This is a genomic window from Myxococcota bacterium (assembly GCA_039030075.1).
Lineage (GTDB): Bacteria > Myxococcota_A > UBA9160 > UBA9160 > SMWR01 > JAHEJV01.
In genome coordinates this window covers 17,518-37,956 of the sequence record JBCCEW010000026.1, presented here as the reverse complement: position 1 = coordinate 37,956, position 20,439 = coordinate 17,518, and the positions used below count along the sequence as shown (strand labels likewise).

Genomic DNA, 20,439 nt, shown 5'->3' with positions numbered 1-20,439 from the left:
GGACCTGTACGAAACGTTCGAGAGAGCTCGCGGGGGGTTGATTGTGCACATCAAGAAAGCGGCGTGGGTGGTTGCGCTCGCAGTCGGGCTGCTGGCCGAAGCAGCCTCGGCACAGTGTCCGGCGACGCCGAACTGGGCGTCCAGCCGAAATCCGGGCAACTGCGACCTGACGGTCAATGCGGGGCCGGGCTATGGGGACATCACGTTCCTCGCCAAGCGGGCCCGGGAGCGAAAGAATTCCACCGGCACCTGGTTTCCCTCGTGCCGGAACAACGAGGGCAATCAGCCTGCCCTCAGTCTCGGCGCGTGCGAGACCTGCAACGTCATGGCCCATGGCGGCTCGATCCTGACCGTTCCCAACGGCGGCGACGGCGTGCAGGGCTCCAACATCCAGAAGGTGAAGTGGCTCTACATCAAGGAAGAAACCTGGGGCGACATCACTGACCCCGGGGGACAGTTCCACCCCGACATCGTCCAGTTCTTTGACGGGCTCTCCCACCTCGGTGGCTGGATCGTCTTCCAGGACACGACGCTGCGGAACATCCAATCGACCCACCAGATCGTGAACATCGGTGGATGGAAGAAGGGTGTCGACGCGTACGGCCACCCGAACAACAACTGCACCGACAACGTGGGCTCGGGCGGCATGCTCTTCCACAACGTGGTGGTGGGCAATACCAACCCGAACGCCTACGGCATCGGCGCGAAGTCGCAGCACGGATCGAACAACAACCACGATCTGCCGGCCTACTGGCACATCGGGGTGACCACGACGAACACCGCCGGCTGGGACATCCGGGACAACATCGAGAAGGTGATCGTCGTCGGCGGCTCGGGCGCCACCGACGGTTGGCCGGGCTCGCTGCGCTCCTCGCGCGGACACGACCGGATCAATGCGGCCGAGTGTCCGGCGGGCGGCTGGGGCCGGGTCAACCCGGGCGAGTGCTGCCCGAACGGCCGGGTCAACCCGACCGGTAAGGACTTCAACACCGAGAGCTTCGCTCCCGGCGTGACGCCCATCTACTGCTACGACAGCATCGAGGCCGCCGTCGCCGACGGCCATGCCGAGCCGCCCTTTGTGCGGCTCTCGGCCGTGGGCTGGGCGAATCCGCCCGCCAGCGCGACGGGCGGGGCCAACCCGGGCAGCGGTGTCGACGACACCACGGGTGGGGGCGGTGGATCGCCTCCGCCGCCGCCCCCCCCGCCGCCGGGGAACGACGACACCGACGGCGACGGGCTTACCGACGCCGACGAGGCGACCTACGGCACCAATCCCAACCTGGCCGACACGGACAGCGATGGCCTGGGCGACGGATTCGAGGTCGGGCGCGGGATGAACCCGCTCTCAAGCGATACCGATGGCGACGGTGCTTCCGACCTGGCCGAGATCCAGGCGGGGACCGACCCGCTGGTGGCCGACAACAACGGCGGAGGCGGAGGCTCCACGCCGCCGCCGCCGCCGCCGCCGGCCAACCCTGTGGTGACGCACCTGGCGCTGAAGAACGCCGACACCGACCAGTCGATCCATGACCCCTGGCTCGGGGAATCGATCGATCCGAGTGTGACGCCGCGTGTGGCGGTGGTGGCCGTGACGTCGGGCGGGGTCGAGAGCGTGACGTTCGCGCTGGACGGCAGCGTCGTCCGGACCGAGAACTCGCCTCCGTATGCCATGTTCGACAGCGGCCCGAACTCCTACGAGCCCTGGACGCTGCCGCCGGCCGGGAGCCACACCCTGGCGGTGACGGCCCACTCGGCGAACGGCGGTGCCGGCACGGCGAGCACGCCGATGATCATCGACTTCCAGGTGATCGCACCGCCTCCGCCCCCGGCCGCCGCGCCTCCCTTGGGACAGCCTGGCCAGCCGCGGGTGGTTCCCGTCCAGTAGCTAGACCGAGCTCCCGGGTGGCGCATCGCCGTCACCCGGGAGCGCTCTAGCGCCCCGCGAAGGGCTCCCCGGCCAGGACGTCCGCGATCGCTCGAGCCGCGAGGTCGATGCCCGCGTTGCTCCAGTGCGTGTCGTCGCTGCGGAACGCCGACGGGGTCTCCATCGCGGCCGGTGCCAGCAACGGGTACAGGTCGAGCGCCGTGACGCCTCGTGCGCGGAGTTCGCGCTCCATCCGCTCGGGCACCCGCTCGCCCGGATCGACGACGTCGAAGGCGACGCTCGACTCTGCGTCCAGGTGCGGCTGGTACACCTCGAACCGGTCCGGGATCAACACAACGAGCAGCTTGGCCCCGCGGCTCTCGAGCAGGCGGGACGCCACCGCGATGATGTCGGCGAGACGGTCGCCACCGGCGGCGGCCCAGGTACGGCTGTAGGAGTCCACCTCTTCGGAGAAGAACAGGACTCGGGTCCCGTCGACGAGACGGGCAGGGCGCACCGCGGAGGTGGCTCCCAGGTCGAGCCGCGCGGGGAGCGCCCAGGCGTTCCGGTTGCGCGACCAGGTGCGCGGAACACTCCGGAACTCGAGGGTGCCCTCGATCGACCGCGGCCAATCACGCACTTTGCGTGCGAGGGATCGCCAATCCGGGCCGCTCTCGAGCTCGATGCTGTCCGCTCCGACGCGGACGGCCCGACGCAGGGGCCGAAAGGGCGCCGCCCGCAGGGCTCGCTGAACGATGGTCCACACCACCGTGTCGCCGGGCGAGACATCTCCATCCTGCAGGAGCCGACGCAGGGCGAATGCCGGGCCACGGCCGGGCCAGGCCCGGTTGAACACATTCGGAGCGCCGTGATGTTCGAGTCGGGGGCCTAGGGTCGCTGCATAGTGCGAGCCTGCGGTCGCAAAGCTCGCACCGACGATCCAGGTCGTGCGCTGACCCGGGACGTGCGAGCGGCGCCCGAGGTACCCGCGGTCGTCCGTCGTGAGTGCACACGACAGCGGCGAGCCCTCGGAGAAGCCCGTGCGGAACACGGGAAGCGCGGCACGACGCACCAGGTCGCGTCCGCACTCGAACGTGTCGTCGAGACCGGGCTCGAACGGGCTCGAGCTCTCGGCCCACGGGAGGGGGAAGGGGACCGATTCGCCGCTCGGGGCCCATTCGATCGCCACGAGCAGGATCAGCGGGGTCGCGGCGAGTAGCACCATCGCGCGGACGGATTCCGACGGGGCTTCGGCTGCCCAGCGGTCCAGCTGGTCTCGTGCGGAGAACTCGGTGTCTTTGCGTGACATCGTTTCGCGTGAGGTCGCTTTGCCTGAGATCGGACTAGAACTGGAAGTAGAGGAACGGCGACTGGGCGTACGCCAGGACGGTGAAGAGGGAGAGGGCGATCAGCACGGCCTGCGAGACGGCGCGCCCCCAGCTGGCACGATGCGCCCATTCCCAGCTGTTCGGTGCCCACCAGCACACGGCGAAGCCGAGGGGCAGCAGGGCGTAGAGCGCGGGATGCACCAGGGCGGGCAACGCGAACGAGCTGGGCCAGAACATCGCGCCGAGGACCCGCGCCGCCATCGTGAGGTCTTCGGCGCGGAAGAGCACCCAGCCGATCATGGCGAGCAGGGTCGTCACGCCGATCGCCAACGGTCGCGGAAGCCTTGCGAGCGGGTGCCGGTCTCCCAGGGCGCGCTCGATGGCGAGCAGCGCTCCGTGCCAGAACCCCCAGAGCAGGAAGACGATGCTCGCGCCGTGCCAGAGCCCACCGAGCACCATCACGATCATCAGATTGACGTAGGTGCGAACGGCAGTGCGTTGGTTGCCACCGAGGGGGATGTAGAGGTAGTCGCGCAGAAAACTCGAGAGCGAGATGTGCCAGCGACGCCAGAACTCGGTGATCGAGGCGGACCGGTAGGGCGAGTCGAAGTTCTTCGGAAAACGGAACCCGAGCAACAACCCGAGGCCCACGGCCATGTCGCTGTAGGCCGAGAAGTCGAAGTAGATCTGGAGCGTGTAGCTGAGCGTCCCGACCCAGGCCCCCACGAATCCCGGATCCTCGGGGCCGAAGCCGGCGGGAACGCCGAGCGCGAAGGTGTCGGCCAGCAGCGCCTTCTTTGCGAGCCCGAAGCCCAGGAAGCGCAGCCCCAGCCAGGCTTTGCCCCAGGAGTGCTGGCGCGAGTGCAGATCGTGCTCGATCCACTCGTAGCGAACGATCGGACCGGCGATCAGCTGGGGAAAGAGCGCGATGTAGCTGGCGTACTCGAGAAAACGCCGCGCCGGGCGGCCGTGGCCACGGTAGACGTCCACGGTGTAGCTGATGGCCTGGAAGGTGAAGAACGAGATGCCGATCGGGAGGACGATCGACAGCGCAGGAACCGCGTCCGGGGACAGGCCGACCCAGCCGAGGGTCGTGCGCAGCCAGGTCGCCAGCATGCCCGCGTACTTGAAGAACCCGAGCGCTCCCAGGCTGATCGTCACCGAGGCGACCAGCCAGCGCCGGCGCACCGCGGGGGTCGTCGCCGCGTCCATCCGCGCCGTGGCCACGTAGCTGAGCACGGTCACGCCGAGCAGGAGCAGGCAGTACTCGGGACGCGCCCAGCCGTAGAACAGATAGCTGGTCGCGGTCAGCCACAGCGTTCGGAACCGCACCGGCAGCGCGTAGTAGCCGAGGAGCGCGATCGGCAGGAACCAGAGCAGGAAGATCTGAGTACTGAAAACCACCCGGCGGTTTCGAATAGCGGGTTTGCGGCAGGGACGCTGGGGTTTCGCGCGGGTTCTGGCGGTCTTGGGCCTGACCGGGCGTTTCGAGAGCCCTTCCGAACCCCTCGGGTTTAACGTCCGATAAGATGGATTATGTCAAATAAAGCCTCTGGCCAGGACAGCCCGGATCCCCGGGGACGGCCCGGCCCCTTCTAGCCGGTTCCACTCGACGGGCCCCTGGGTTCCAGGCGGATTCCCGCCTCGATGCGTTCGCTCGGGTACACCACGACTGCGTCGCCTTCTTGTAGCCCGTCCAGGATCTCTGCGGACTGGCCATTGCGCCGTCCCACCACGACCGACCGGATCCGCGCGCGCCCAGCTTCGCGCACGAACACCGCCCAGGACTCGCCATCGCGGAACAGCGCCGTCAACGGCACCTGGAGCGCGGTGTCGGATTCCCACAGCACGACGTGGACGTCGAGCTGGAAACCATGGGCCAGTCGGCTCCAGACCCCGTGTGGGCTCGTGATGTCGAGCACCACGTTCACGCGCTGCTCCTCGATCCCGAGCGCCGAGACCTTGGTGTAGCCAAAAGGCTCCACCCGGCGGACGCGGCCTTCGAGGGCGCCCTCCCCACCCCAATTCTCCAGGCGGGCCCGTTGGCCGACGCTCACGCTGACCGCATCCGTCGAGAGCAGATCGGCGACGACTTCGAGGCGCTCGGGGTCGCCGATCTCGATCAAGGGCTCGCCGGCCGCGACGATGCCCTCGCTCTCGTGCAGGACGCGCAGCACCCGACCGTCGATGGGTGCGACGATCGAGACGCACTCGCAGCCCGCCCGCCGTGCGGCCACCTCGCTGGGAGACATCAGCTCGGCCCGCGCGCGCTCGAGCTCGTAGGCGCGCACCTGAAGCACGGACTGGTTGCGGGCCAACGCCGCCAACCCACTTCGATAGCGCTGCTCGGCGGCCTCGAGGTCCCGGTCCGACATCACCCCGTTGCTCGTGAGTTCCCGCGCGCGCTGCAGCTCGGATCGCTGGAACGCGAGATCCGCCTGCGCCTTCTCGACCTCGGCGCGTGCGGCCGCCTCCGCCGAATCGGCCGCCTTCCGGTGGGCCCGCGCCTGGGCCTCGCTGCGCGGGTCCAGCAACAGGGGCTGCGCCGGTTCGATCTCGGCGAGCAAGGTCTGGTTGGCCGTCACCACGTCACCGGGGTCGACCTCGATGCGGCGCGCGCGGCCGGCCAGCGGCGCCGAGACCACGAAGACGTCGCGCACCCGGGTCTCGCCTTCGTCGCTGACGGTGACCGTCATCGGCGCTGCCTCCACCACGACGAGGTCGACGCCGAGAGGTGCAGGCCAGAACGCGAAGACGAGCCCGGACACGACCAGTGCTCCGAGCCCTCCCCACAGTGCGAACCGCTTACCGTGTGCGTTTTGCGTTTGCATCCGCCCTACTCCCTCGTTTTCAAGACCGACACCAGATCGAGTCGATCGTGGCGTCGCCGGATCGCAAGGGCCGCGACGGCTCCCGCGACGAGTAGCACCAGGACCGACACCCCGTACGTCGTTGCGTCGATCGCGAGCGGGAGACGCATCAACTCGGTATCGAAGCCCGGCGCGTTCACGAACAGGGCCGTGAGGAGCCAGCCGAGCCCACATCCCAGGGGAAGGCTCGCCAGCAGCAGAAGCCAGGTCTCGCCGACGAGGATGTACAGGGTCTCCCAGCGCGTGAAGCCGAGGACGCGCAGCGTGGCGAGCTCCCTCCCCCGCTCCGAGAGCGCAATGCGCTGGGCGTTGTAGGTCACCCCGAAGCCCAGGGCGAAGGAGAAGGCGCTGAAGAACCCGACGAAGATCAGGAGCGTCTCGGCGATCGTCGCGTGGAAGTTGGAGAGCGCCGAGGCCTTGAGCCCTGCCGCGGAAACGGTCGGGAGCTCCTTGAGCTCGGCGAGGAGCGCACCCCGTTCCTGGCTGTCGAAGCGGACCTTGGCGTACTCGGCCAGGGGACGGTCGCCGAGCAGACGATTCAACGCGGCCAGGTTCACGTAGGCCAGCATCCCGATCGAGGAATCGAAGACCTCCCCGACCAGCAGCTCGCCCCGCGGCCGTCGCCCCTCGCGCACCTCGTACGCCACGCGGTCGCCGACCGTCACGCCGAGCTTCTCGGCGAGCTTCCGGGTGAGGGCCACGCCGCTCGCAGGGACGGGAACCGCGCCGCGGTGCGTGTCGTAGATGCGCGTCAGTCGGGCTCCCAACGACAGGCCCTGCAGCGTGCCGCGGTGGGCGCGATGACCGGAGCGGAGGTCAACGGGGACGACCCGCAGCGGCTCGACCTCGAGGACGCCCGGCAGCCGCGCGACCTCGTGCAGGATCGTGGTGGGCTGGGCGTCGACGAACCCGAGCGCCAGGTCCTCGCGCTGGGACTCCTCGAAGTGGGCGCGGACCAGCACGTCGATCGCGTCGGTGAACTGGAGCGACAGCACCATCATCGCGACGGCGAAGGCGAAGCCGAGCCCCGTGGTGAGGGCCCGCACCGGCCACCGCGCGATCTGGCGCAAGAGGATCCGCGTCGGCGGGTCCGCGATCCGTTCGAGGAGCGCTCTCATCCCGGGCCCGGACCGGAAGTTCGCGGGCGCCGGTGGACGCATCGCCACGACGGGAGGCAGGTTTGCGGCGCGCAGCACGCCTCGCAGGGCGGCGGCGAGCGCGGTGACGAGGCTCGCGACCGCTCCGATCGCGAAGGACGTCGGCCCCGGTCGATAGATCAACAGCGGGAAGTTGAGATGTCGGGCATAGGTGGCGGTGCTGAACTTTCCCAGGGCGGCTCCCAGGCCCCAACCCAGCGCGATCCCGAGCCCGCAGACCACCAGCACCCACTTCGCGTAGTGCCAGCCGACCTGCGCGCGGGAATATCCGAACGCCTTCATCAACCCGATCTCATTGCGCTCGATGGCGATCAGCCGGTTCAGCACCATCGTGGTCAGGAAGGCGGCAACGCCGAGGAACACGCTCGGGAGCAGGCGTGCGTTGGTCCGGTTCTGCTCGAGCTCGTTCTCGACGAACCAGGCCGATAGATGGTCCGTGCGATCGACTGCGCCGACTCCGCCATAGGGCGCCAGGATCGGGTCGAGCTCGGCCACGACACGACGCGGGTCGACTCCCCGCTCGAGCGAGAGTGCCAGGTCGTTGAACGCCCCATCAAAGTCGTAGGCGGCCTCGAGCGCGGCGTGACCCATCCACAGGATGCCGTAGCGCTTCTTGTCGGGGATCAGCGCGAACGGGCTGATCACATAGATGAACTCGGGGGACCTCGCGGTGCCCACGATCCGCAACGCCCGCCGGCGGCCGTTCACGACGGCGCCGATCGTGTCACCGAGGGCCAGCTCGTGCGCTTCGGCGAACGAGGCGTTCACGATCACTTCGTCGGGATGCCCGGGTTCGAGCAGGCGGCCGGTGTGCAGGAAGAGCCGGTTGAGGCCCGGCTGTCGGCCTTCGGGAATCGACACGAGGCGACCCATCAAAGGCTCCTCGAACCCTTCGACGTCCAGGATCGCCTGTTTCGAGATGCGGGTCTCGGCGGCCTTCACGCCCGCGATCAACGCCACCCGGGCCCGGACGTGAACGGGCGCGCGCTCGACGTTCGCGAACACCTCCGCGAAGCGGAAGCGCTCGTAGTACGCTGCCGCGGTTTCACGCAATGCCTCGTGGGTGGACAGGGACATCACCAGGAGCGCGATGCCCGCCGCGATCACCATCGCGATGGAGCCCACCTGCCCTTTGAGCCGCCAGAGGTCGCGGAGCAGCTTCCGGTCGAGCGAAGAGAGCATGCGCGGCGCTACCACGCGAGCGACGCCGCGCTGCGACGCTCGGCGTTCGCTTCGATGCGGTCGATGCGCCCATCGGCCAGGTAGACGACGCGATCGGCCAAGGCCGCGGTGACCGTGTTGTGGGTGATCACGGCCGTCGTGGTGCCCAGCTCCGCGTTGACGCGCTCGAGTGCCTCGAGCACCACGATGCCGGTCTTGCTGTCGAGGGCGCCGGTCGGCTCGTCGCAGAGGAGGATCGCCGGTCGCTTGGCGATCGCCCGCGCGATCGCGACCCGCTGTTGCTCGCCTCCGGAGAGCTGGGCCGGGAAGTGGTCGAGGCGGTCTTCGAGGTTCACGAGCGCGAGAGCCTCGACGGGATCCATCGGGTCCTGCGCGATCTCGGTGACCAGCGCGACGTTTTCGCGGGCGGTCAGACTCGACACCAGGTTGTAGAACTGGAACACGAAACCGACGTAGTCGCGTCGATAGCCCGTCAGCGACGCCTCGTCCGAGGCCGTGATGTCCTCTCCCCGGAAGAAGACGGAACCGGAGGTCGGCGTGTCGAGCCCTCCCAGGATGTTCAGGAGCGTGGACTTCCCGCTGCCCGAAGGACCGAGCATCACGACGAGTTCGCCTGGGTGGAGTTCGAGATCGACGCGATCGAGAGCACGCACTTCGACGTCTCCGGTCCGATAGACCTTGCTCAGCGCCTCGGCTCGGAGGCCCTCGGCGACGGATGCAGTCGAAAGGAGCGCCAACCGTCCTTCCCCTCTCGTGGGTTGCTTCCTGCGCAGGTGCAATCGGCATGCCTCGCGGAGGTCGAACGGCGGGCGCCATCGCCGTCGTCTGGGCCGGACTGGGCGGACAGAACACCCCAACACGGGACGAAACGCCCGAAGGGTCGCCACAGGCGAAACCCGGCCGAGTCCGGCACGACCGGCCGCGTCGAGCTATTCACCCTCCATGATCGAGTTCCAGGTCCTGGAGGAACCGCCGGCGTTCGTCGTACGCGCGGTCGGGAGGCTCACCGACGCCGATCTTCTCGGCTTCGTCGCGCAGGCCCAGCAGGACCCGAATGCGGCCTGGAAGCACGCGCTCTACGACTTCTCCGCCGTGGACGAGATCTCGGGTCTCTCACTCCAGGCCGTGCGCCAGCTGGGGCGCATGCGGAGCTGCGACCCCGAAGCGAGTCGCCAACAGCGCGTGGCGATCGTGGTCCGGGGAACGGGCCTCTATGGGATGGCCCGGATCCTCCAGACGTTGATGGGCGGCCGACTTCCGCACCTGCGCGTATTCCGCGATCTCTCCGACGCCTGGGCGCACCTGGGCATCGACGAGCGCCCTGCCGAGGCGTAGCCCGCCTAGATCCGCCGCAGAACGATCGGCCCGAGCGCAACGCCCAACGCCACGACCCCGAGACCTGGCAGACCATGATGCGTGAGCGCGTGGTGGGGGTCGTACATGCAGGCCAGCTGCATCGCGAGCGCGGGCAGCGCCATCGCGCCCGCGCCGATCAGCCCACCCGCGATCGCGCGATCGAAGGGGGCCAGCCCGCGTACGAGGAAAAGCCCGAGGGCAAGCCCGGGGAGTGCGAACAGCAGGGTCTGCCACTCGCAGCCCGGGCGCTTCCCCGCCATCGAAGGCTCGAAGATCGGCCAGACGCCGCTGCTGACCACGAGCCCCGCCCAGAGCGCGATGCCGCCGATCACCAGCACGAGGCCCGTGCGCGCCGTGCGGTCGCCGGGAATGCCGGCGCGCAGCGCGAAGAACCCGGCCGCGACCGAGACGGCCAGCCCCACCCCGCATTCCAGCAGGAAGCGTGGCTCCTCGAGCAATGCCTGGAGCGCTCCCACGCGAAGCGAACCGGTACTCGACACGAGCGCAGCCACGAAGCCGCCTCCCACCAGGGCAAAGGCGAGCAGCCTCGGCAACACGGCTCCAGGCCAGCGGACGGGTTCGAGGTCTTCACTGACCTGCTCGATCCAGGCGTCGAGTTCGGGTTTCAAAGCTGCTCCTCGCGCGGCGAGAATCCAGCGAGCAGACGTCCACGCCCTTCCCGCTCCAACGCGCGTCGCGCTTCCGAAACCGCCCGGTGCACCCGCGCCTTCATCGCCGTCTCCGAAACCCCCGCGGAGCGCGCTGCCTCTGCGATCGAGTGACCGTAGAACTTCGTCATGATGAGCGCCTCGCTCTGTTGGGGCGTGAGTCGGGCCAGGATCCGCTCGCCGTCCAACGGGCGCGCGGGGTCCACGCTGAAGGCTGCGGGCGCCGTGTCCAGCGGGGCCTCCCGGGCCCGCCGGGAGTCGGCCCGCAGGCAGTCGATCACCCGGCGCCGCACGACCGCGAAGAGCCAGGGCCGGAAGGGTCGCCTGGGGTCGTAACTCGCCCGGGCCCGGTGAATGGAGAGCAGTGACTCCTGCACACAATCATCCACGAAGGGGGACGTCCCGAAGCGCGCGCGCACGAAGGCGTCGATCACGCGGGCGAGTTCCCGCATGAGCTCGGCGTAGGCCTCACGGTCGCCGTCCTGGGATTGGGACATCCAGCGCGACCAGCGCAACCATCGTTCGTCTTCGGATTCGTCTTCTCGCAGCTCGCGCATGGGCGCTGGGTGTGGGGCCCGCGCTCGGCGGGCCCCACATCGGAATGGGATCAGTAGAGCCTCTGTACGTCGATGCGCACCACCGGGTTACGCCAGTCGTAGACGAAGGGCCCGAGAATCTCGTTGCCCTCGGCGTCCACGGTCCCGATGTCGTGGAAGCCGTTCCCGATCGCGACGAAGCCCTCGTCGCCTTCGGCCGGCTCGGCAGACAGTCCGTCTCCGTCGCAGCGCGGCCCCGGCATGTTCGCGCAGTTCTGGTCGTTCTCTTCGGTGCCCGCGTCGTAGGCGGGCGCGTAGTAGGTGGCGCTGCCGTAGAGCGGCAGGCGCACCGTGTCCAGGCCGAAGAAGGTGTCGTTGGTGGGGATCAGCATCGCCGCGGCGCTGAGCCGACTGCGACGGCGTGCACGGATCTCGACGCTGCGCGACTCGCCCGGCGCCAGCAGCCCCGGGATCGTCTCGACATCGGCGACCAGTCGTGATCCGAGGCCCTCGAGCAGCTCGGTGAGGGGCCCCGTTCCGCCGTCCTCGGCGAGCACCTCGAGTTCGGGCGACGCGGGCGTCCCCGGCTCGAAGAGGCCGATGCGCGGGGAATGGGTGGTGACGAGGATCGGGGTGAAGGTCTGGCCCTTGGTGATGTTCGTGACGGTCACCCGGTAGCGGGCACCCGAGTCGGCGAAGGCGGGCGTGGCGAGGAGGCCGAGAACGAGGCCTCCCAGGAGTCCGAGGCGAATGGAGCGCATGCGAATCTCTCGTTGAGCGGGCCGAGGAATGCCGGCCGCCCACGTATTCGCAGCGCGAGCGAAAAGGTTGCGGGGAATCTCGCGATTCCCGGAAATTTCAGTCCCCCTACCCTGCTCGATGCCGGCCGCACGGGGTCCACCACCCTGTCCGTTCGCGGCCTGGCGGCGACGTGCGGATCAGCGCGTCTCCACGCGGTAGAAGATCGTGTAGAGGATCGGGACCAGGCCGAGGGTGAGGGCCGTGCCGAAGAGCAGGCCGAACAGGATGGCGATCGCCATCGGCTCGAACATCGGCCCGCCTCCGAGCCAGAGCGGAATCAGGCCGCCGGCGGTGGTCGCCGTCGTGAGCAGGATGGGTCGCAGGCGACGCTGAGCGGCCTGGAGCACCGCCTCGAAGGGCGTGAGCCCGCCGTCGAGCTCGATCTGGATCCGGTCGATCAACACGATCGCGTTGTTGATGATGATGCCGGACAACGAGATCACCCCCAGCAGGGTCATGAACCCGAAGTAGCTCCGGGCCACCAGCAGCCCGAACACCACTCCGATCAGGCCGAAGGGAATCGTCAGCAGGATGATCGTCGGCTTGCGAAGCGAGTTGAACTGGAGGACGAGCAGCATCGCGATGGCCAATCCCGCAATCGGCAGCTTCTCGCCGATCGCGTCGTTCGCCGCGCTCGAGTCCTCGAACTCGCCCGCAAAGCGGAACGCGTAGCCCTGCGGCCACTCGGCGCTGCGCGCCTCCAGCCACGGCGCGAGGCTGCCCACGATCTCCGCCGAGGTCACGCCGGCGGTCGGGGCCGCCTCGACGGTGACGGTGCGCAGCCGGTCGCGACGCCGGATGATCCCCGGCTCCCAGACCGGCTCGACGTCGGCGATCTGTTTCAGGGGCACCGCGGTGCCCGAGGCCTGCGACGAGACGTTGATGCTCTCCAGCGCGCCGAGGTCCGCGCGCCCGCGCACGGCCGACCGCAGCGTGATCGGGATGAGCTCCTCGCCCTCGCGGAAGTCGGTCGCCTCGAGCCCCGAGAGATAGCTCTGGAGGGATACCGCCACGTCCTGGCTGGTCAGCCCGGCCCGGCGCGCGCGCTCCTGGTCGATCCGGATCACGAGCTTCTTTGCCTGCGCCCCCCAGTCATCGTCGATCAGGCGCGTCCCCGGCGTTTCCCGCAGCTGCTGCTTCACCTCGTCGACGATCGCGAAGAGCGGATCGAGCTCGCGGCCCGCGATCTCGATCTGGATCGGCGGCCAGCCCCCCGGACCGGTCTGCAGCGGGCGGACCGTCGCCTTCAGCCCGGGGAAGCTCTCGTTCGCCCAGGTTTCCAGCGCGCGACCGGCCTCGATGCTGGTCTCGCGATTCGTCGCGTTGATCAGCATCGCCGCGATGTAGGGCGCCGACTCCTCCGAGTTGTATCCGAGCGTGAAGCGGGGCCCGCCGTCTCCGACGTAGGTCACCCAGTCGGTGACGCCTTCGCTGCGCGACGCGTCGACGCGCAGGTTCTCCTGGATGTACGACTCGATCCGGGTCGTCGCCTCGGCCGTGTGTTCGATCGCCGTGCCGAAGGGGAACGCGAACTCGCCCACGAGGAGCGGACGGTCGTTGTCCGGGAAGAAGATGTTCGGGAGGAACCGGAAACAGAAGAGCGCGAAGAACAGGACGCCGACCATCGCGGCCAACGACAACCAGGGTCGGCGCAGCGCGGTGGCCAGCACGCCCCGGTAGCGCCGGTAGAAGGGAGTCTCGAAGTTCTCGTCCTGGGGTTCGACCCGGAGGAAGCGCACGCAGAGCAGCGGTATCAGGGTCAGCGACACCAGCCAGGAACAAAGCAGCGTGATCGTCACGACCTTGAAGATCGGGGCCGTGTACTCGCCAGACGCGTTCTCGGCCAGATAGATCGGAAGGAAGGCCGCTGCGGTCGTGAGCGACGAGGTCAGCAGCGGGACCGCCAGCTCTTTCGCGCTGTCGACCGCCGCGGCCACCGCCCGCTTCCCTGCCGCCATCTGGACCATGATCGACTCGGACATCACGATTGCGTTGTCCACGAGCATGCCGAGGGCGATGATCAACGCGGCCAGCGACATCTGGTCGAGTCCGATCTCGAGACCGCCCATCACGGCGATCGCAAACACCATCGCACTCGGCACCAGCGACGCGACGATCAGCCCGGTGCGCAGGCCCAGCGTGATCAGCATGACGCCTGCCACGATGGCGACCGACTGGAGCAGATTCGACTCGAACTCGCTCACCTTGCGGCTCACGATCTCCGGCTGAAACTGAGCCAGCTCGAGCTCGATGCCGAGCGGGAAGCGCGGCCTCACGCGATCGAGCACTCCCGTCACCTGCTCGCCGAGCTCGATCAGGTTGCCGCCGTCGCGCATCGAGACGGCGAGCCCCAGCGCAGGGGCGCCGTTCGCGCGACGCAGCACGCGTGGCGGGTCGATGTAGCCGCGCCGCACGTCGACCATGTCGCGGAGCGGTACGAGCTCGCCGGACGGGATCGCGATCGCCGCCTCGGCGAGCTGTTCCTGGGTCTCGAAGTTCCCGGTGGGTTCGAGGGAGAGGCGCTCGCTGTCGACGACCACGCTGCCCCCGGCCGAGAGGATGTTCTGGGCAGCCAGAATGTCTTTGAGCATCGCGGGGGAGAGCCCGTACTCGGCCAGGCGCGTGTTCGTGAACTCGAGGAAGATGCGCTCCTCCTGGGCGCCGTAGATCTCGACCTTCGCCGCGTCCACGAGCAGGAGCAGCTCGTCCCGCGTGTCCTTGGCCACCTCATAGAGGTCGCGGTAGGCATAGCCCGGCCCGGTGACCGAGATCAGGATGCCGTAGACATCGCCGACCTCGTCGTCGACGAACGGCCCCTGGATCCCGTCGGGCAGATCCCCCTCGATCGCCTCGACCTTGCGTCGCAGGTCGTCCCACACCGGCTGCAGGTCGAAGATCTCGTCGCGCAACTCGACCGTGACGAGCGAAATGCCCTCGCGCGACTGGCTGGTGACCTTCTCCAGCTCCGGGATCTGCCGGACCGCGGTCTCGATGCGATCGGTGACGAGCTGCTCCACGCGGGTGGGACTCGCACCCGGGAACATCGTCCGCACGGTCGCGACCCGGATCAGGAAGCCCGGATCCTCGTCCCGCGGCATCGAGAAGTAGGTGCTCGTCCCCGAGACGAGGATCAGGAGCGTCGCGATGGCGGTGATGCGATCCCGCGAGATCGCGAGCTCGGTGAGGCTCACGGCCAGTCGCCCTCGTCCAGGATCCGCACGCGCAGGCCGTCCTGAACCCGCGGCACACCGGCGATCACGATGCGCTCGCCTCCGCGCACGCCGTCGCGGAGGGCGATTCCTTCGTCCACGATCTCCGCGACCTCGACGTAGCGCTTTCGGGTCGTGCCGAAGCGCTCGAGTCTCGCCGTCTCCGTCTGGGTCTCGGCCTCGGCCTCCGGCTCGACCACGAAGACGTAGTGACCCGAGCGGTCCCGCCCCACGGCTCCGACCGGGAGGATCACGGCGTCCTGCTCGTCCAGCGCGAAGGAGAACGCCACGTCGGCGCTCATGCCCGGGCGGATCTGCGCCCAGTCGGCGTCGATCTGGACGGTGACCGGATACGTGGTCCCACCCTCGTCGGGGGCGATCCCCACTTCGCGCACGACCGCGTCGTAGCGCGCGTCGGGAAACGCGTCGAAGCCGACCTCGACCGGGTCGTCCTCGTTGACGGCGGGAATCAGATTCTCGGGCATCGCGATGATGACTTCCGGAGGACCGCCGGTCTGGAAGATCGCGACGGGTTCGCCGGCCTGGATGTTCTCGCCTGCATCGGCTGGCACGGCGCTGATGGCGCCGTCGCTCGGCGTGTAGAGCTTCGTGTAGGCCAGCTGCTGTTCGGCCTGGCGAACGCGGTTCGAGGCGACGCTCGCGTTCGCCTGGGTAGTCTCTTCCGCTGTGCGGGCCTGATCGAGTTCTTCGCGGGACACGCCCTCCCGCTCGTAGAGTGCGCGAACGCGGCGGTAGTTCGCGGATGCGTTGCGCGCCTCCGCAGCGGCCTGGCTCGATGCGGCGCGCGCCTCGCGCAGCGCCAGATCGAAGTCGGTCGGTTCGAGCTCCGCGATCAGGGTTCCGGCCGGGACCTGATCGCCGGTCCCGTGATGGATCGCCTGGATCTTGCCGCTCACCTGGAAGCTCAGCTCCGTGCGATCGCGGGACTGGGCGGTCCCGCTGAAGACCCGCTTGCGCCGCTCGCCCGGCGCCTCGATGCGGGTGGTGACGACGCTGCGGATCACCTCGCGCTCGAGCGCGGCCTCCTCCTCGCACGCCAGCGCCATCGTCAGGCAGAGCCCGACGGTCAACGAGGTCAGGAACGACCGAGTGCTGTTCTCGCGCAACGGATACCTCATGGGATCGGGGTCGGGCCTACGCCGAACGTCCCGGTGCGGTCCGACAGGAACTCCAGCATGCGTTCGACCCGGTTCGAGCGCTGGCTCGGCGTTTCCAGCAGCTCGAACTCCCCGCCGGCGCGCTGCAGGGCCAGGAGATCGATCGCGTGATCGTAGACCGCATTGGCAGCGAGCTGCTCCGACGCCAGCGCGTTGTTCTGGGCATCGAGGAGGTCGAGCACGTCGACTGCACCGCGCGAATAGGCGTCGGTCACGAGTTCGAGGGTGCGCCGGCCGGCCTCGGCGGCGCGCGCCGTGAGATCGATCGCCACGAAGCTCGCCTGGGCGGTGTTCGCGGCCGTCCGCACGCGCTCCTCGACCTGCTGGGCTTCCGAGCGGCGGTCGATGCGCAGCTGGGCGAGCTCTTCGCGGGCCTGGCGCAGCTCGGCGACTCGGCCGCCACCTTCGGCGAGGGGAATCGACGCCTGCACCCCGGCCGACCAGCTGCGCGATTCGTCGCCCTTCACCGCACCGACGTCCTGGTCGAAGATCCGGTCGGCCTGGGCCGTGGCCAGCAAGCGCGGCAGGTAGAAGGTGCGCCCCCGCGTGTCGAGCAAGCGCTCCTGGGCCTTCACCTGGGCGTCGACCACGGCCAGCTCGGGCGCGAACTGGAGGGCGCGCGCCACGACGTACTCCCGGACGTGTTCCATCAAGGCGGGCGCCTCGAAGTACGGCTCGAGTTCGCGCGCCGAGAAGATCGGGCTGATCTGTTCGATCGTCACATCATCAAGGTCGTAGGGCTTCTCGAGGGGAACGTTGAGAACACGGTTGAAGGATGTGCGCGCGTTGCGGTCCGTGGCCCGCGCGAGCACCAGATCGCGGGTCGCGTTCGCCTCTTCGCTCTCCCAGCGGTAGACCTCCCCGGCCGACGCCGTGCCGATCCGCTTTCGCGTGCGGGCCAGCTCGAGGTTGGCCCGGGTCACGCGCAGGTTCTCGCGCTGGATGCGGAGTGCGGTCGCGGCGCGCAGCACCTCGAGGTAGGCCGTTCCCGTGGCCTGCACGAGGTCCTGGCGGACCTGTTCCCGCACCGCCTCCACCGCCTCCTGGCCGTAGCGCGCGATCGTCAGGTTTCCGATCAGGCTCTCGTCGAAGAGCACCTGCTGGGCGGTCAGGCCCGCCGAGGTCGTGCGCGACTCGGGGTTCGGGTTCCCACCGGACCAGCCCACGACGCTGTTGGCCGACGCCGACGGCAGCAGCAGCGACAGCGCCTGCCACACATCCTCTCGGCCCGCGGCCACGACCCGGTCCTGCGAACGCAGGTCGAGGTTCTCTGCGAGCGAGCGTTCGATGGCTGCATCGATCGACAGCGGGACGGCGCCGGGCATGCCGCCGGGATGGATCAACACCGCCTTCTCCATCACATCGAAGCGCACCGGCAGCCCGATCTTCCGCGCCGTCGCGAGGTTGAGGGTCATCTCGCGCCGGACCTCGCGGGCCACGGGTAGATCTTCGGGACGGGCGCCGAGCAGCGTATCCTGGATCATCAGCGCGACACGCCGTCCGAGCTGGCGCGAGTCGGCCGACGAGGCCGCGGTGACCAGCATGCCCAGCTCGACCTCGCGCGAGCTCACCAGCGCGAAGCTCGGGAGCTTCCGCTCGGCGATCGCCGCGGCGAGCGTCTCCACCTCGGCTGCCGAGAAGGTCAACAGGGAGCCGAGCAGGATGCCGTCGACGTCCTCGGGGAGTTTCTCCAGGGTGGCTTCGATCGGACGCTCGAAGGCGATCGGTCGGATCCGGACGCCTCGTGACTCGGTCTCTCCTCCGACGGCGACGACGACCTCCGAGAGTTCGTCGGCGAGGGTGCGATCCAGCAGCAGCGCGAGCCGCTCGGTATGCGCGAGTTCGGCGAAGGTTTCGAGGGCTTCTCCGATCGAGAGATCGTCCACCAGATAGGCGAGGTTCCGGCGACCACTCGTGCCCTCGGGCGTGATCGGAAAGCCCTGCAACTCCCGGTCGATCACCGTGGTCCCGAAGGCCGGCTTCGGCAGCGGATCGATCGTTGCGAGCGCCGCCGTACCGACGGGACCCAGGGCCACGACCATGTCGACCTCCGGGGACGCCAGCACCTGCTCGAGCAGATCGCGCGATGTCTCGGGCGTGGCCCCGACCGTGACCTGCGCCGATTCCGGAAACTCGACCCGGAACTCGCCTTCGAGCAGGTCGCGGATCTCGCTGCGGAGGATCTCGTCGAGAGGTTCGAGGATGAACTCGCCGTCGGAGACCACGCCGATGCGCACGACCCGCGCGCTGCGGGACTCGGCTGCTTGCGCCCAGAACAGGAAAACCAACGTCAGCATCACGCTGGCTCGCGAAACGGAGGGGGCGCCGCGGATCATGGTCCTACTCGGGGGGAACGGGGGCACGAAGCCCCGGGAAAAGGCCAGCATAGCGGCTGCCCCCACCCTGAAAGCGGACTCCTGGAACCCCCGCCGTCGCGCATGCGCCCAGACCCACTTTGAGCCCAGACAGGACTTTGCACCCAGCGGGCCCGCCTGGATCCTTTAGCTGCGGCGCAGCGGTTCGGGGCGCACCCGCATCAAGTCGGTGGGGTCGGCGCCCGCGATCTGGTGCCGGAGACGTTCCAGATCGCGGCTGCGGACATCCCGGGCCACCGAGCGAACCACCTCCCGCGGCTGCCCCAGCTCCTCGAGCACCGAAGCGCCCATCGAGATCGCCCCGTCGAAGGTCTCGCGCACGATCCGTTCGACGCCGCCCTGGCGCAGTCGAATCGCGTGTCGCCGGTCGAAGGCGCGGGCGAGCACGGGGGTGTCGGGGAACGTGCGCTGGATCGCCGCGACGGTCTGATCCGTCTCCGTCGCCAGGCCGCACGCCACCACGATCATGCAGGCCTCCGCCCCGCCCGCGGCGCGCAGGACTTCAGCGCGACTGCCATCGCCAAAGTGGACGCGGAAGCCGAAGGATCGGGCCTCGCGCACCCGTTCGGCGTCACGATCGAGGATCGTCGCGCCCACGCCGGTCGTGAACAACATCTGCGCGATGATCTGTCCGAAGCGACCGAAACCGACCACCAGCACCGGAGCGCCCGCATCGGTGAAGTCCTCTTCCAGCACTTCGGGTTCTTCTCGGGTGAAGCGTTGCTCCGCCGCAAACAGCAGCGGGGAGAGCGCCATCGACATCCCCACGATGGCGATCAGCGTAGAACCGAGCTCCGGGGACAGGACGCCGGCGGTGGCCGCGGCCCCGAAGAGAACGAAGCCGAACTCACCGTGCTGGCACAGCGCCACGGCGAGCTTGCGACTCGATGCCCCGTCGAGACTGCCGATGCGTCCGACGCCGAGCACGAGTGCGGCCTTGATCGCCATCGCGCCCGCGGTGGCGCCGGCGATCACGTGCCATTGGGCCGCGACCACACCGAGATCGATCGACATGCCCACGGCCATGAAGAAGAGTCCGAGGAACAGCCCGCGAAACGGTTCGATGTTCGCCTCGACCTCGTGGCGGAAGGCCGACTCGGCGAGCATCACCCCCGCGATGAAAGCGCCCATGGCGTAGGACAGCCCCGCGAGGTCGACCAGCATCGCGGCCCCGATCACGACGGCCAGCGCGCTCGCGGTCATCAGCTCGCGCAGCTCGCTGCGCGCCACCAGGTGGAAGAGGGGCGTCAGCAGGTAGCGACCGGCGAACACCAACAAGGCAACGGCAGCCGCGGAGATCGCGAGGGCTCCGAGTCCACTGCCTTGCGCACCGCCCTCGCCCTGCGCGCCCAGAACCTCGACGCCGAGCAGCAGCGGCACGATGGCCAGGTCTTGCAGCAACAGCACCGCAAACGCCTTCTTGCCGTAACGCGTGCCGCGCTCGCCTCGTTCGTCGAGGAGCTGCATCACGACGGCGGTCGACGAGAGCGCCAGCCCGAACCCAATGGTGGTGGCGACTTCGACGCGCCCGAGCAGTGCGTATGCGGCGCCTCCGAGGAGCGCCGCGCAGCCGAGGAGCTGGGCCAGCCCCAATCCGAAGATGTCCCGGCGCATGCGCCACAGCGCGGCGGGCGTCAGCTCCAGGCCGACGACGAACAGGAACAGGACGACGCCGAACTCGGCGAAGTGCAGCAGCTCTTCGGCGGCGTGGCCGGAGAAGCTCGCCGAGAAGAGCCACTTCACGAGCACGCCAGAAGCGAAGTAGCCGAGCACGCCACCCAGCCCCACACGCTTGAAGACGGGAACGACCAGGCAGGCGGTCGTCATTAGCGCGAGGGCCTGCAGGAAGAGGATCTCGAGCTCGGAGAATTCCAGGGACACGTCGGAGGGCCTCGCTCGGCAACGCCACTCGCTC

General features: G+C 68.9%; 14 protein-coding genes. 2 read left to right on the top strand and 12 right to left on the bottom strand.

Annotation, left to right across the window (positions count from 1 at the left end; all coding sequences use genetic code 11):
- The first annotated feature begins 43 nt into the window (after positions 1-43).
- Entirely contained in the window at positions 44-1,885 is a 1,842-nt protein-coding gene (locus AAF430_21780) for a hypothetical protein (protein MEM7412878.1), read from the top strand.
- Between the two features lie 46 nt (positions 1,886-1,931).
- Here AAF430_21780 and AAF430_21775 read toward each other — a convergent pair whose 3' ends face one another.
- From AAF430_21775 to AAF430_21755, 5 genes are all read right to left on the bottom strand, one after another.
- Positions 1,932-3,173 carry a hypothetical protein gene (locus AAF430_21775; GenBank protein ID MEM7412877.1) on the bottom strand — a complete coding sequence of 414 codons (1,242 nt, stop codon included), beginning with the start codon at positions 3,171-3,173 and terminating at the stop codon, positions 1,932-1,934.
- A 34-nt stretch (positions 3,174-3,207) separates the two neighbouring features.
- Positions 3,208-4,596 (bottom strand): MBOAT family O-acyltransferase, encoded by a 1,389-nt coding sequence (locus AAF430_21770; GenBank protein MEM7412876.1) that lies wholly within the window; start codon positions 4,594-4,596, stop codon positions 3,208-3,210.
- A gap of 191 nt (positions 4,597-4,787) precedes the next feature.
- On the bottom strand, positions 4,788-5,960 hold the full coding sequence (locus tag AAF430_21765; protein MEM7412875.1) for an HlyD family efflux transporter periplasmic adaptor subunit: 1,173 nt from the start codon (positions 5,958-5,960) through the stop codon (positions 4,788-4,790).
- A 68-nt stretch (positions 5,961-6,028) separates the two neighbouring features.
- Complete coding sequence (locus AAF430_21760; protein ID MEM7412874.1) at positions 6,029-8,401, bottom strand: ABC transporter permease; 2,373 nt, start codon at positions 8,399-8,401, stop codon at positions 6,029-6,031.
- An 8-nt stretch (positions 8,402-8,409) separates the two neighbouring features.
- A complete protein-coding gene (locus AAF430_21755) occupies positions 8,410-9,138 on the bottom strand; it encodes an ABC transporter ATP-binding protein (protein ID MEM7412873.1) in 729 nt (242 codons plus the stop codon).
- 205 nt (positions 9,139-9,343) lie between these two features.
- Here AAF430_21755 and AAF430_21750 point away from each other — a divergent pair, with 205 nt between their 5' ends.
- Entirely contained in the window at positions 9,344-9,736 is a 393-nt protein-coding gene (locus tag AAF430_21750) for a hypothetical protein (GenBank protein ID MEM7412872.1), read from the top strand.
- 5 nt (positions 9,737-9,741) lie between these two features.
- On the opposite strand, the gene AAF430_21745 is transcribed toward AAF430_21750, so the two are convergent.
- From AAF430_21745 to AAF430_21715, 7 genes are all read right to left on the bottom strand, one after another.
- Positions 9,742-10,386, bottom strand: coding sequence for an NrsF family protein (locus AAF430_21745; GenBank protein ID MEM7412871.1), 645 nt, complete (start codon positions 10,384-10,386; stop codon positions 9,742-9,744).
- On the bottom strand, positions 10,383-10,982 hold the full coding sequence (locus tag AAF430_21740) for a sigma-70 family RNA polymerase sigma factor (GenBank protein ID MEM7412870.1): 600 nt from the start codon (positions 10,980-10,982) through the stop codon (positions 10,383-10,385). The genes AAF430_21745 and AAF430_21740 overlap by 4 nt, the downstream gene beginning before the upstream one ends.
- Before the next feature lie 50 nt (positions 10,983-11,032).
- Positions 11,033-11,722 carry a spondin domain-containing protein gene (locus AAF430_21735; protein MEM7412869.1) on the bottom strand — a complete coding sequence of 230 codons (690 nt, stop codon included), beginning with the start codon at positions 11,720-11,722 and terminating at the stop codon, positions 11,033-11,035.
- Positions 11,723-11,899: 177 nt separating this feature from the next.
- The gene (locus AAF430_21730; protein MEM7412868.1) at positions 11,900-14,953 is read right to left on the bottom strand and encodes an efflux RND transporter permease subunit; all 3,054 of its coding nucleotides are present in this window, start codon (positions 14,951-14,953) and stop codon (positions 11,900-11,902) included.
- Positions 14,950-16,110 (bottom strand): efflux RND transporter periplasmic adaptor subunit, encoded by a 1,161-nt coding sequence (locus tag AAF430_21725; GenBank protein MEM7412867.1) that lies wholly within the window; start codon positions 16,108-16,110, stop codon positions 14,950-14,952. Before AAF430_21725 ends, AAF430_21730 begins: the two co-directional genes overlap by 4 nt.
- Positions 16,107-18,446 carry a TolC family protein gene (locus tag AAF430_21720; GenBank protein MEM7412866.1) on the bottom strand — a complete coding sequence of 780 codons (2,340 nt, stop codon included), beginning with the start codon at positions 18,444-18,446 and terminating at the stop codon, positions 16,107-16,109. Before AAF430_21720 ends, AAF430_21725 begins: the two co-directional genes overlap by 4 nt.
- 204 nt (positions 18,447-18,650) lie before the next feature.
- Complete coding sequence (locus AAF430_21715) at positions 18,651-20,405, bottom strand: cation:proton antiporter (GenBank protein ID MEM7412865.1); 1,755 nt, start codon at positions 20,403-20,405, stop codon at positions 18,651-18,653.
- Between the last annotated feature and the right edge of the window lie 34 nt (positions 20,406-20,439).